Here is a 12,725-nt window from a genome sequence, read left to right as displayed (position 1 = left end):
GATGCGGAGTCGGGTAGCTGCGCCCAATCAAATCAGCAAAATTTTGTACGGCAGACTTGCAGACGTAGGAAATCAACACCAGATTTGGTATGTTTAGGAAAATCGCGCACCACATAGGGGGAACCTCATGGCGATTAATCGTAAAGGCACTTCGAGTCAGGTTGCCTCTTTGGCAGCCGACACACTGTTCAAACCAGGTTCGTCCCAAGTTGCCCGAAAGCTTGCCGGCTCGGTGCTGTCACAGTCCCGCACCGATCGTCAAACGGGTGCCGAAATGGAGGATCTGGCTTCCAAGGTTCTTCGTAGCAATCGCTACTCCGACAAGACGAAAGCACTCGCTGGTTCGGTTCTGTCCCAATCGAACAAGAAGCGCTGACCTCTGGCCCGCCAGGCAGAGCGCGGCTGCCGACATGGCCGATGTCCAAAGTTTGATTGGTGAGCGCGAAGCGCTCACCAACGACCATTGCAGGCGCGAACCAGAGCAGTGATTCCCTCCCGGCTCGGGGGTAGAGATGAATTAGGCGGCGTCTTTGTCGCGGACGGAGTATGGCTTCATCGCGACGACCGATTTCATTGAGTAATTGAACCGTGGGTTGAGCCTTTCGACCATCCGGTGCCGGCCATTCATCTGGAAGCCAAGATGCAGCATGGCGATGATCATATCCGTGTTCGATACGTAATTGTGCCCAATCACTACGCCTCCGAAGAGCCGGAAGGGAGTTTCTTCGGCTCGATGTTTCAAGAAATAGGTACCTTTTTCTTGCGTCGTCTTGATCTTCTCGAGGCGGGACGCGTAGGCGAGTGCGTGAAGGAGGCTGTCGCGTTTCGCAATTTCCATTACCTTGGCACGAGATTCGCTGATCCGCTTGCGCCAGATTGCTGACCGGACATTGCCCTGCATGTGGACAGACACACCAGCCAGCTCGTCGCTGATGTGGCGGTTTTCCGGCCAGAGATATCTGTTGCCGTACCCCATGTCGTTGATTTCCGGATCGCGTGAGGCTTCCTTCACCATCACGGTCGTCGCGAGGATATCGTAGATGTTCCGAGCCAACACGACGAGTTCGCGAGAGCGGGCAAAGTCTGCTGCCGTCTGGAAAGAGAGCTTGATTTCATGCTCACGATCAGGATCCGCTTGGAGCGTCTGCCTGAAGCCAGTGGCGGTGTGAAAGCCAAGGGCCCGTGCAATTAGTTCTGGGCGGAGGCTGGGGGCAATACCCGGCATATGCAGCGCCTCGGCCTTTTTCAAGTTAGGCAAGTCGGCTGCGGACAGGTGAAACGGAATGGTGGCGTCGATCATGCTCATCTCCAAGGCCGTGATCGCCGGTTAGACACGACCATCGAGTGAGAGATCGAGTTCAAGTGCAGTATCAGGAGACGAAGGTTTCAGCCGGCGACAGCTACGGGATTCACCCTTGCTGAACGAAGTTAATGATGAGGCGCAGCTATTGCAACATCATCTTTTGTGAGGTTGCGGGTTTGGCTGGCGCTCGGTGGCCCACTCAGTGTGGCATTTGCCAAGAAGAAACACTATTCAAGTGGTGGAACCAGCATAATTTTTGGATCCAAGCGTATTTCGCGATGGCAAATAATTGCCCCCACGGGTAGGTGTAGATTTCGATCCACCTTACCCAAGAACCTGAACAGCTAAGTACCGCTACCCAGATATCGGGATACGCCAGCCATCGGGATAGCGGAATGTTGGTGGGCATAGAAACTGCACACCGCCAATCTCGTGGGACGCCTTGTTCTCGGGAAAAGTGGCTCGTAGATCCAATGCCGAAAGGAGGCGCGAGCAATGCCCCAGAGGAAGACATCGCATCATAAGGCTGAAGCCCCCCCGGCAAAGCGTCAGAAGTCCTCGACCGAAAGGATCTTCGGCCCCGCCGTGATGAGTCATGGTTTTACCGGTGTTCCGAACATTCTCGTTCGGGGCCAGAAGCGTCTTGGGTTGAACACGGCCCAGTTCAATATTCTGGTTCAGTTGTTGAGCTATTGGATGGACCCAGCGAAGCCACCCTTCCCGTCAAAACGGAAGCTTCTAGAACGTCTGGATATGTCTGAGACGACCTTGCAAAAGCATATTCGCGACTTGGAAGCACAGGGTTTTCTGAGGCGCGAGCAGCAAACGACAGCGGCAGGGGATTTCGGATCCAACATCTATCATCTCGATGGGCTGGTTCGGAAACTGAAGAAGCTCGCCCCGGATTTTGACGATGAGCGGGCTGAACGTGAGGCCGCGCGTCAGAAAACAGAGCGCCCGAATGCACGGGCAAATGCGCGGGCAGCGGCCGCCAAGCAGCGTGCGACAACTGCAAAGACCGAGGACTGAGATTGATGTCGATGACCCCGATCCTGCATCCTTCGGGTGCCCACGCATTCGGGCGGCTGCTTGAGATGCGCGCGCCAGGCATTATCCTGCCGGCCGGCGAGATCCGTCTCTTTCATGGACGGCACACTGGCCCCAATCGTGGCTTTGGCGCCGAACACATCTGGGCTGAGCACCAGCGCGAGATGGTCTCGGCCGGCTTTCCTGATTTTGGGTCCGTGGCTGGGTATGTCGCGACGATTGTCCGAGAGGGCACCCCCGTGTTTTTCGGGGATCACAATTGGAGGACTCTCAGGGCGATGGCTGTCCGCTCGCGGACCGGGACCGCGATTGTCGAGCACCGTACGCCACGTGGCGAGGATGCGCATTGGTCGGTGATCACGGCCTACTCTGGAACAAAAACGCACGGCACCCGTGTGGGAACCGTGCGTTGATCTATGTGCTCGCAGTAGCAGCGCGTCCTTAGCTCATGGGGTCGGACGCCACCCTTACGTGTCCTGCAAATGATCCTCTTGGCAGAACCATCATCCAAGTGGGCGGAGCAATATCCAAGATAACCCGGCCCAAGATGCTCTTTATGGCACACCGCAAACATAATGATTGAGCGCAGAGAGTCAAGGATTCTGCTGCGCACGCAGACTTAAGGGGACATTTACAGACATCGTGCCTACCACTCCGCCACTCAGGTTCCGGGTTTTAGCTCCGCTGCAGCGGGCAGGATAGAACGGCCGGTAAGGGCAGACCTCGTCGATCAAGTCGTCGTCTTCGAAATGCGTTCGGTACGCTCTCCGGTCGACCGGCGTCAGTGGTCCCGCGGGCCGCGTAGCGCGCCTAGATTCGCGAGCCGTCGCGGCAGATCGGTACGGTTGTGCAAGATGTCGATGATGATCACCTGCGCCGCATCCTCGATGAACACCACGAAATGCTGACCCACTCGCGCAAAACGCAGATCCTCGGGCATGTCTGCGTCAACAAGCCGGCGACAATCCTGCGACGCAACTGTTCCTGCGGCTATGTCGCGGCACGTGGCGATCAGGTCATCTTCATAGGCGGCGGCCTGCCTGGGCCCGAAGGTTTCGAGGGTCCAATGGGCGATTTCGATCAGTGATGCTTCTGCCGCGCGCGTCAGCCGCCAAGGTTTAGGCGTTGGCATCGGATCAGAGGCTCGCGCGCGCAGCGGCAAAGGCGCGGCGGATCGCCTCTTCGCCGCTGCCCTCGGCGAGATCGCCGCGCCGGGCCTGATCGAGCCCGGCGACCAAGCGGTTGCGCAGGTCGCCCAGCTCCGCCTCCTCGCGCTCGAGCAGACGCAGCCCAGCTCGCAGGGCCTCGGAAGCGTTCTGAAAGCGACCCGAGGCGATGAGCCGGTCCACGAGGTCGGATTGCGCGTCCGTCAGAACGACGTTTCGGGTGGCCATAGGTGTCTCCATTCGAGGCGATGGCAATATATGCCATCGGGGCCTTGATGTCGACGCCTGCATGCAACTTCTGCGCATCACGCATACTCCGCGACGATCGCCCGCGTCGTCTGAACTGCGGCCGCAAGCTCTGCCTTGTCTGACTCTTTTAGCCCCAATCCTGCGAGATCGAACGACAGCTGGCCGGAGCCCCCCCCGCCCGCCGCTGCGCGCGCTGCGCGGCCGCGCGCTCGGCCAGAGAGCTTGGGAAGAGGCTCTTGAGTTTCGACACCTGGTCCCTCTGCCGCTTTGGAAACGGCAGGTGACCCCTGGGCCCCGGTGGCCGCACGAACCTCCAGCAGCTCTTGCTTGAGCTTCTCCACCGTCTCCCGCGTCTCGGACATTTGCCGATCCCGTCGCAAGCCCTCTTCATCGGGGTAGGGGAAGCTTCCCGCCTGAGTCGCATGAAGTGCTTTCAGCGCCGGGTCCTCGAAATACTTGATCCGCCGCGCTCGGATCGGCATTTGCGCGTCGATCACGAGGATCACCTCGTCCAGATCCATGCGTCGCGCCTGATCTTCGGTCAGAAGCGGCGTATCCTCGGTCCGCTCGGAAACGCTGCGCCCCTCGAACGGATTGCGCCCGACCGCGCGGGAGCGGGTCACCACGCGCTTCGTGGTCTTGCCGACGGCCTGGCTCAACTCCTCGATGGTCTTTTGCTCGGACGGGGTAAGGTAGAGCTTCACGCCTGCACCGCCCTGAAGCGATCGACGGGTGTTTTCACCATAGATTTCGTCCAGCGCCGGGATGGTCTGGGTGACGATGGCCAGGTTGCCGCCAAAGGAGCGCAACGTCTTGATGCTCTCGGCGACGATCGGCATTTTCCCGAGCCGGTCGAACTCGTCGAGCAGGATCATCACCGGCCAAGGCTCGTCTTCGCCGGGCTCCCGCGCCTGCAAAGAGGCGATGAGGTCAGAGAAGAAAAGGCGGATCAAAGGGGCGAGGGGGCGGATCATCTCGGATTCGACCACGAGATAGATCGCATGGGGCCGCCGCCGGATATCCCGAAAGGAGAAGTCCGAAGTCGCCGTGGCCGCATCGATCGCGCGGTTATCCCAGGTGTCGAGACCCGAGGTCATCAGAAGCGAAAGGTAGGAAGTCAGAGTATCGTTGTTGGTCGAGGCCATGCGCTCAAAGATCAGCTTGGCCGACGGGTTCTTCACCTCTTGCGCGCGTTTCAGATATTCCTTCTGCTTGTCGCCGCCCGATGCGGTAATGCGGTAGATTTCACCGATGGTCGGCACGCCGCGCTCGAAGGCCAGAAGCCCGGCCGCCACGAAGAGATCGATCCCCCCGGCCAGAAGCCCGCTCAGTTTTTCGTTGTCGGTTTGCAAGAACAGCTTGGCGGTGAGCTTAAGTTCCATCTGTTGGCGGTCGGGATTGCTCATGGCCGCAATGCGCGCAAGGGGGTTATAGCGATGCGTCGGTCGATCCCAATCGGTCGGCGCAAACCGAAACACCTTGTCGCCCATGCTGGCGCGAAACCGCGCGGTTTCGCGGAAGTTCTCGCCCTTCACGTCGAGCACCACGGCTGAGCCCTTGTAGGTGAGCAAGTTCGGGATCACGAAACCCACGCCCTTGCCCCGGCCCGTCGGCGCCACGATCAGCGCATGCGGAAAGGTCTTCGAGACAAGGAAGGGGCGCTTCGATTTCGGCGGGCCGAGCTTGCCCAGAAGAAACCCGCCGCCCGGCTTGGCGAAGAAGCCGTTGCGCTTCATTTCGCTCCGGCTCTGCCAATGCGTCGTGCCAAATCGGGTGAGGGCATCGCCAAGAAGCGTGACACTCAGCATGAGCGCAGCGATACCAAAGCCTGCGAGGATCAGGTTCACCCAGAGGAAGTCGCGCGGGGCAGCGCGCCCGAGCGCGCGATATTCCCGCGCGAGCAAGGAGATGTCGAAGGTCCTCGTCGGCAGCCCATAGCGGATGGTCAGGTAGCCCGTGGCCACGACATAGCCGATGGCGAGGCCGACCAGCGTGAGGCTCAGGATTCCGGCCGCGATCTTCCCCTTATCCATGGGTGATCCCCTTTTCACCATGCCCGGCGGCGTGACGTGCGCGCTGTGCCTCGATCTGCTCTTCGGCGAGGGCATCCAGCACCCGCTCCATCGCAGCGCCGTGGGCCGTGACCTCGCTGCTCTCGAGATAGGCCTTGGCGAGTTCCAACTGCCGCAGCGGGTCTTGGGTGAACTTGTCCAGCACATCGGCATGACCCGCGCGAAGGGCGGTGATCGCGTCGGGCGCAAGGTTTCTGTCGATCTGCGCGACCAGACGCTGCCCGGCGGCATCGGAAAGAGGGTGCCCTTCCTCCGCCTCGGCCCTACGCAGGAACGTCGTTACGTCGGGAGCCGTCTCTGCCAGGAAGCGCCGCTCAGCATAGCTTTGCCGCGCCTGGTCTTCGATCTCCAGGCTTCGCTCACTGATATAGGCGCGCGATGCCCCCATGGCGCGCAGCCGGCTGATCTCCTCCTCAACCGCCATTCCGAATTCTTCATCCGGCATTTCTGCCCGATAAAGCGCGAGGGTGCGCATGTCCTCGGTGATGGGCCCGAGCTGTTGCGAAGGATCACGCAACGCGAGATCCATATCTCCGGCGTGGAGCCTGCGATCGTTCTCCGCGACGGCATATTCGGGCGGCCTGCGGCTGTCGGTGATCTTCTCCCAGGCCATCGACGCAAGTTCTGCATGATCGGGCGATCGCTGTGCATAGGCGTTGAAGGCAGCGCGGGCCTCTTCTACTTCGATGACGCCTGCCTTGTAGACCGAGGGATCATCCGAGAAGGGGTGGTCGAAATCGGTCCGGCGGAACTGGGCCACGAGATCTTGGAAGTCGCGTCGCTCGGAGGGGGCAAAGATGTCCCGCTCGCGCGCCGGCAGCGCCGCGCGCTCGGTCTGGGCAACCGCGTCATCCTTGACCTCCTCGACTACCCGCAAGATGCGCGCATCGGTCAGAGCATCGCCGAGGCGGACATGAATGGCCTCCAACCGGTCGAGTGCGTCCTCGCGATCGGCGTCCTTCTCCAGATCAAGATCCCCGGCCTTGGCGACGGCGCGCAGATCCTGCGCAAGCCACTGCCGTTCGAGAGCGGCATTGCCAGCGCCCTCCCGCATGCGGGCCGCAACGGCCTCGGGGTCAATCCCCGTGCCCTGCAGAACCTCGGAGAGGCGCGCCTTCACGGTATCGTCGTCGAGGCGCGCAACCTGATCTTCGCGCATATTGGCGCGCACATAGACCCCGTCTCGGGAGGGGGCGTCGAGCAGCGCGGCCGAGCGAACCCCGAGCGGGTTGAGTTGCGCAACCGAAGTCAGGACATCGGAGAGTTTGCGCTCGATCTCCGGTCGATCGCCCGCAGGCGCCCGCTCGATCGCGGCCTCGATCTGGCGGATGTTTTGCGAAAACTCGGTAATCAGCGTGTCGAACGCCGTCTCGTCTTGGGACATGTAAATGGCTCCGTCAGATTGGATCTGACCGCCATTGGCAAGGATGGTGCTGGCGCGCTTGAGCGCCTCGGCGACGTCATCGAAATTCGACCGCGACGCTTCGGCAGCCAGACCCCGATAGGTCAGCGCATTGCGCGCCACCGTTTCAAGGGCCGCGGCCAGATCGGCCCCCGTGCGCTGACGCTCGACCGGTGGCCGGCCCTCGTCACGCGCCTTGTAGACTTCGCGGGTCTCGGCTCGGTAGGTTGTCACCCCCCGGTCGAGGCGCCGTGTCGCCTCGAGCCGGATCCCGTGGACCTGGGCCGCCTCGACCATCGCCACCCGGAAGGCGTCGTAGTTGAAGTGGTGATCCTTGCCGAGGAAGAACATTTCGCCATCCTTGCTGCGACGGTTCAGAACGATATGCGCATGTGGATGCGCGCGATCTTGGTGTATTGCAGCAATATAGTCGAATTGCGACCCCTCACCTTGAAAGAACCGTTCGCAGACAGTTTCCGTGATCGCGCGCACCTCTTCACCGCTGGTTCCGACGGGGAATGCCATGAGAAGATGCGAGGTATGGCCGAGCTTGGGGCTGTGCCGCTCGCTCCATTGGTTCTCGAAGCGCCGCACGACCCGGTCGATCTCGGCCTCGGTCAGGGTCTTCTTGCCGTCATGGGTGCCGCGGCTGTCGAGGATATGGCTCGACTTGGTGGTCAGATAGGTGAGCTGCGCCCTCAGCTGCGCGCCGGTGTGGCACCCGCCCTTCGCAATCGGCTTGAAAATGGCCGGCGAATATCCCCGCGCCGCCCGCACCATCTGCGCCTTCTTTGCAAGTCCCTGCCAGCTGCCCGAGACCCGGCTCCAGTCGCGGTCGAAAAGGGCGGGCCCGACACCACGCGCCTCACTCCGCGCCATGCTCGGTCTCTTGGCACGACCCCGGCCGCGCCAAACCGGCAAGGGCCTTGGTGACATCGAGGTTCAGCGCACGGCGCCGCGCGCGGAACATCTCCTGGATCTGGTCCGCCATGTCGAAAATGAGCACCGCGAGATCGCGGATCTCGGCATGGCTTGCAGGCGTGTAGGGCAGGCGCTCGCCTCTGAGCTTGGCCTCATTCAGCCGTCGCGCGACTTGGTTCACGTTGTTGCCGACCCGGTTCAGCGCCGCGCTTAGCCCTCTCAATTCATCCGTCATCCCCTCATCCGGACGCAGGAGATCGTCAGCGGCCAGCATCAGGCAGCGCATGGCATCTGACCGATGCGCAATCCCGCGCCGCGCGAGGGCAGCGTCGAAGCCGCGAAGGTCGCGCTCGGTGACGCGCATGGTCAGCACGCGTGTGCGGCTGTCGTTGGCCGAGACAGCGGAGCGACCCCGTCCGAGCACGTTGTAGACGGTCTTGGGCGAGACCTTCAGGCTTCGGCTGATCGCACTGACCGAGACGCCTTTCGCCCGTTCCCGGACGATCTGGCGGCGCTCCTGATCGGTCAGTCTGCGGTGGCGCGTCATGTGAAGTATACGTTCCTATTTCTTGCCAACTTCGTACAAGCCCGCCTTCTCTCAGCGCAAGCGGAGAAGGCAATAAGGGCTTGTACTCAATGTAGAAAATCGGCCACGCGGGCCGATTTGACGTCTTTTGTCGAATGCAGCGCGCATCGCGCTCAATGCAACGCGTCCTACGCCCTCTGGACCGTGCAGCGTGTCCTTTGGACCGCGTTTTGTGCGCCCCGCAGCACGTCTGCGGGCGCGCGCCAAATGACCCGTGCAGCCCGTATCGCGCATCGCGCCTGATGCGTCCCGTTCCGCGCGCGATGCACCGTGGCCAATGTCGAGTGGTGCCCGACATCTGGAGACCGCATCGCGCGCTACGGACGCCGTCATCTGTCAATTGGATCCCGTTTTTCGCGTGCAGCACAATGCGCTGTGCGACGTGTTGCGCGCCTTCGGGGAGGCGCATCCCGTCTTGCGCTTGACGTCCCTTTCTTCAGAGGCTAGCGCAATAACGTATCTTTGCCGCATTTAGCCATTTTTGAAGAAAGGCCGCCCATGCCGAACGACAATCTCGTGGTGATCGCTGCGATGGCCCGGAAAGGGGGAAGTGGAAAGACCACGCTCTCGCGCGCCCTGATCAGCGCCGCGGTCGCCGCAGAGCGCCGCGTGCTGATGATCGACACCGACAGCACGGGCGTGCTCGGCGCCTGGCACAGGCGGGCAGAAGCCTCCGGTTTGGGATCGCCGCTTCTGCGCGCAGTGACCGTCGAGAGCGTCGGCGGCGTGGATCGCAAGATCGAGCAGGTCTATGCGGCGAACTCGGCCGATTTCATCTTCATCGACACCGCAGGCGTCGGGGCCGAATGGTCGGACGGGATCGCGGTTCTCGCTGATCACATCGTGACCCCGGTGATGCTGTCGACCTCGGATCTCGATGTCGGCGCGCAGACCGCTGACTGGTTAGCCAAGCTGCGCGAGCGTGTCGACGACCCGGCAAGCCTGCCGCGCCACCACGTCGTGTTGAACATGGTCGATCCCAAGACCACACGCGCCGATGCCGCGCTCATCGAGGCGGCGATTGCGCGGTTTCCGGTGATCGAGACCGTGATGATGCGCCGGAATGTCTACAAGGAAATGGACGAAAAGGGTCTCTTGCACGCAGTGGCGCTGCAAAAACAGGCCGATCCCAATCCTCTCATGCGCCCGCATGTGCGCCATGTCGTCGAAGCGCTCGAAGAAGCGACCGACATTCTCAACAACATTCTGGCAGCGTGAGGGGCAGGGCGGTGCGGAAGAAAATCGCGACCATCACTCGGCCCGATCCGGGCTACGCCTCATCTCTGCGTTCTGAGCGGAAGGAAGACCCGGAAAGGGAAGGGGGGGCGCAGGCGACCGCAATGCCGAAGTCCGAGCGTGTGGGAATTGCTCAGGCGGGGAGAGCCCCCGCGCCGGAAGGCGCCGCACCATCAGCGCCAACTCTCGAACTGGGGCGGGACCTCGCCGCCGCACCACCGTCGCCAGCGCCCCCGCATCGGACCAGACGCAGTCCTGCGACGCGCAAGATCGACATTCGGGTGAACGCACTGGAGCGGCAGGAGGAAGCCCTGATCAACTGCGGTGTCGATCCTGCCCATGTGATCCGGGCCGCCCTGCGTCGTGCCGTGAAAACTTGGAACCTTGGGCCAGACTTCGTCGATCCATCGGAAGAACAGAGATCGCGGATCACCGAATGGCGCGCGCGCACATCTTTGGCCGTCGATGCGGCTGCAGTAGGCGCCCTGCTGCGCACCCACGATCCCCTTGATGTCCTGAGCAAGTGGACCCTGATCCGAGGCCAGCTCGAGCCTCGCGTATGGGCTGAGATCGATGCGCTTCTGGTCGAGATCGCCGATCGCGCTGCTTTGCAGCAGGGTACACCAAACGAGACAGAGACCTAACCATAAAGACAGCTTGATTTTTGGTCGGTGATTTATCGCCGCAGCTAATGCGTGCATCTTGCGGTTGCATCATCAAGCCACTAACACCGCTCAGAAAGTTTGTGGCCTCCACGTTCACCAGTTCTGAAATTCTTGTAAAGGAGCGCGTTATGACTAGCAAAACCCGTCTTACCGGCGAACCGATCATGCGCATTCTCTGCAACAAGACCGATAAGCTGGTGGGTTATCTTTACAAATGGAATAATGGCGATGTTCAGCCGGCTTGGCTGAACGAAGCCATGACCGATGTGCGCTACGAACCCATGGTCGAGACTGCGTGACAGGCGAGTGTGTGAGGCCTCCGGAGACCAAACGGTTATCGGCGTGACCTCGGGCCGCTGGCCTAAAGCGCCATATAATCCTCTATAACTCACATCCCACATCCCCATGAGTTATAGAAAGAGGGTCTATCGCTCATACCCTGGAATGAAGCGAATCCTACTGGCGAACTTGTCCGCGATCACCATGGCTCTATCGAGAGTTATACGCCATGCCGAAGATTCAGGCCGGATACCACGAAAAACGGAAATAAAACCGGAACTTCCTGAGGAAATCTGATCTGCCCAGCGTCGACGACATTGAAATTTTTATAATTGTTTTCTTATGCCTAGTCGCTGTATCCTCACCGTAAAAACCGGATCTCCAACCGGAACTTGATTAGGCATAGCCTGCCTTCGGGCGGGCAGAGACGGAAGGCGCTGAAATGTCGACCCACCCCATTGCCGACAAGGGCGAGGCGATCACCGTGGTGGAGCCTCTGATCCCCGAGGAGGCATCGAAGCATCGCGCACATCTGAACGATCTCGCCGTCGACCTGGCGAGCCTATCGAGCGGCCTGCGCGCCTCACTACCCGAGGCGGTCCGCGCGCCGCTGGCCAATCTCGTTCGGTCGATGAACTGCTATTATTCGAACCTGATCGAGGGCCACAACACCCACCCGATCGACATCGAGCGCGCCCTTCATCAGGATTTCAGCGCCGATATCGAGAAACGGAACCTGCAGCTCGAGGCCGTCGCGCATATCGAAGTGCAACGCTGGATCGATGCAGGCGGATTGACTGATCATCCGCTTGCCCCCGACATGCTGCGCGAGATCCACCGCCGATTTTGCGAGAACCTGCCGCCAGAGTTGCTGGTCGTGCGCAAGCCCGATGGCTCGGAGGCGCCGATCGTGCCGGGCACCTTCCGCACGGATTTCGTGCAGATCGGCGCCCATGTTGCCCCCAGTCCCGGCGCTGTGTCTCGCCTGCTTGCGCATATGCGCAAGATGTACGGTGCGCAGGGGCGCAGCGGCGCCATTCTCGCCACCGCTTGCGCGCATCATCGGCTGGTCTGGGTCCACCCGTTTGTCGACCTGAACGGGCGCGTGTCGCGCATGGTCGCCCATGCCATGCTTCGCGATAGCGTCGGTTCCGAGGGGCTGTGGTCGGCCTCGCGCGGGCTGGCGCGTCGCGAGGCGGAGTACAAGCAGCGCCTGATGGCGGCTGACGAGCCTCGCCACGGCGGCGCCGATGGCCGGGGCAATCTCTCCGAGCAGCGCCTTGCCGAATTCGCCTCGTTCTTTTTGGAAACCTGCATCGACCAGGTGCGTTTTATGGAAACGCTGATGCAACCGCAACGGCTGCGAGAGCGGATCATGACTTGGTGCAAGGCGGAGATAGCTGCGGGGACGTTGAGCAAAGGAGCTGACGTCGTGATGCGTGAGGCGCTGATGGCGGGCATGGTGGAACGCGGGGCGCTACCAGAGCTTCTGGGCGTCGGCGATCGTCAGGCCCGCAAGGTTACGGCGGAACTGGTGGCCGCAGGCGCGCTGAAGGCAGACACGCAGCGCGCGCCTCTGCACCTGAGCTTCCCGGCGCGCCTAGCGAGCGACTGGATGCCGGGGTTGTTTCCGGACGGCTAGGTCAGACTGATCGTTATCAGGGCCACCATTTTCGGACCCGAATTGCCGGCTGGAGCCGTCGCGAGGGGCGGATTCCGGACTTTCTCTGCGAGTGCGAAGCTGCGAGCCGAGTTTTCGAAGAGCGGCCATTCAGGGTAAGGGACATCCTCCGGAGCCG

At 61.4% G+C, this 12,725-nt stretch carries 13 protein-coding genes; 7 read left to right on the top strand and 6 right to left on the bottom strand.

The genetic code is table 11. The features are described 5' to 3' along the window. Nucleotides 1-127 precede the first annotated feature (127 nt). Complete coding sequence (locus BW949_RS15225; protein WP_076367594.1) at nucleotides 128-376, top strand: hypothetical protein; 249 nt, start codon at nucleotides 128-130, stop codon at nucleotides 374-376. A gap of 141 nt (nucleotides 377-517) precedes the next feature. On the opposite strand, the gene BW949_RS15220 is transcribed toward BW949_RS15225, so the two are convergent. Further along, a complete protein-coding gene (locus tag BW949_RS15220) occupies nucleotides 518-1,300 on the bottom strand; it encodes a hypothetical protein (RefSeq protein ID WP_097177067.1) in 783 nt (260 codons plus the stop codon). Between the two features lie 498 nt (nucleotides 1,301-1,798). Here BW949_RS15220 and BW949_RS15215 point away from each other — a divergent pair, with 498 nt between their 5' ends. Further along, nucleotides 1,799-2,332, top strand: coding sequence for a helix-turn-helix domain-containing protein (locus tag BW949_RS15215; RefSeq protein ID WP_076367590.1), 534 nt, complete (start codon nucleotides 1,799-1,801; stop codon nucleotides 2,330-2,332). Between the two features lie 11 nt (nucleotides 2,333-2,343). Further along, entirely contained in the window at nucleotides 2,344-2,763 is a 420-nt protein-coding gene (locus tag BW949_RS15210) for a hypothetical protein (protein ID WP_143524457.1), read from the top strand. A gap of 368 nt (nucleotides 2,764-3,131) precedes the next feature. On the opposite strand, the gene BW949_RS15205 is transcribed toward BW949_RS15210, so the two are convergent. From BW949_RS15205 to BW949_RS15185, 5 genes are all read right to left on the bottom strand, one after another. Next, nucleotides 3,132-3,482, bottom strand: a complete 351-nt coding sequence (locus BW949_RS15205) for a type II toxin-antitoxin system RelE/ParE family toxin (protein WP_076367586.1) — start codon at nucleotides 3,480-3,482, stop codon at nucleotides 3,132-3,134. Nucleotides 3,483-3,486: 4 nt separating this feature from the next. Beyond that, complete coding sequence (locus BW949_RS15200) at nucleotides 3,487-3,744, bottom strand: type II toxin-antitoxin system ParD family antitoxin (protein WP_076367584.1); 258 nt, start codon at nucleotides 3,742-3,744, stop codon at nucleotides 3,487-3,489. A 77-nt stretch (nucleotides 3,745-3,821) separates the two neighbouring features. After that, complete coding sequence (locus BW949_RS15195; RefSeq protein WP_076367582.1) at nucleotides 3,822-5,798, bottom strand: type IV secretory system conjugative DNA transfer family protein; 1,977 nt, start codon at nucleotides 5,796-5,798, stop codon at nucleotides 3,822-3,824. Further along, a complete protein-coding gene (locus BW949_RS15190) occupies nucleotides 5,791-8,118 on the bottom strand; it encodes a relaxase/mobilization nuclease domain-containing protein (RefSeq protein ID WP_076367580.1) in 2,328 nt (775 codons plus the stop codon). The genes BW949_RS15195 and BW949_RS15190 overlap by 8 nt, the downstream gene beginning before the upstream one ends. Beyond that, on the bottom strand, nucleotides 8,105-8,707 hold the full coding sequence (locus tag BW949_RS15185; protein ID WP_076367578.1) for a helix-turn-helix domain-containing protein: 603 nt from the start codon (nucleotides 8,705-8,707) through the stop codon (nucleotides 8,105-8,107). The genes BW949_RS15190 and BW949_RS15185 overlap by 14 nt, the downstream gene beginning before the upstream one ends. Before the next feature lie 537 nt (nucleotides 8,708-9,244). On the opposite strand from BW949_RS15185, the gene BW949_RS15180 reads away from it, so the two are divergent. The 4 genes from BW949_RS15180 (at nucleotide 9,245) to BW949_RS15170 (ending at nucleotide 12,568) form a co-directional block, all read left to right on the top strand. Further along, a complete protein-coding gene (locus BW949_RS15180; protein ID WP_076367576.1) occupies nucleotides 9,245-9,964 on the top strand; it encodes a ParA family protein in 720 nt (239 codons plus the stop codon). A gap of 299 nt (nucleotides 9,965-10,263) precedes the next feature. Beyond that, the gene (locus BW949_RS17470) at nucleotides 10,264-10,626 is read left to right on the top strand and encodes a hypothetical protein (protein ID WP_235816330.1); all 363 of its coding nucleotides are present in this window, start codon (nucleotides 10,264-10,266) and stop codon (nucleotides 10,624-10,626) included. 149 nt (nucleotides 10,627-10,775) lie between these two features. Further along, complete coding sequence (locus BW949_RS17090; protein ID WP_159440074.1) at nucleotides 10,776-10,946, top strand: hypothetical protein; 171 nt, start codon at nucleotides 10,776-10,778, stop codon at nucleotides 10,944-10,946. 422 nt (nucleotides 10,947-11,368) lie between these two features. Next, nucleotides 11,369-12,568, top strand: coding sequence for a Fic family protein (locus tag BW949_RS15170; protein ID WP_076367574.1), 1,200 nt, complete (start codon nucleotides 11,369-11,371; stop codon nucleotides 12,566-12,568). The last annotated feature ends 157 nt before the right edge of the window (nucleotides 12,569-12,725 follow it).

Source organism: Phaeovulum vinaykumarii (assembly GCF_900156695.1).
Taxonomy (GTDB): Bacteria; Pseudomonadota; Alphaproteobacteria; order Rhodobacterales; family Rhodobacteraceae; genus Bieblia_A; species Bieblia_A vinaykumarii.
The sequence above is the reverse complement of the archived record's forward strand: the minus strand, read 5'-3'. Positions and strand labels throughout refer to the sequence as shown.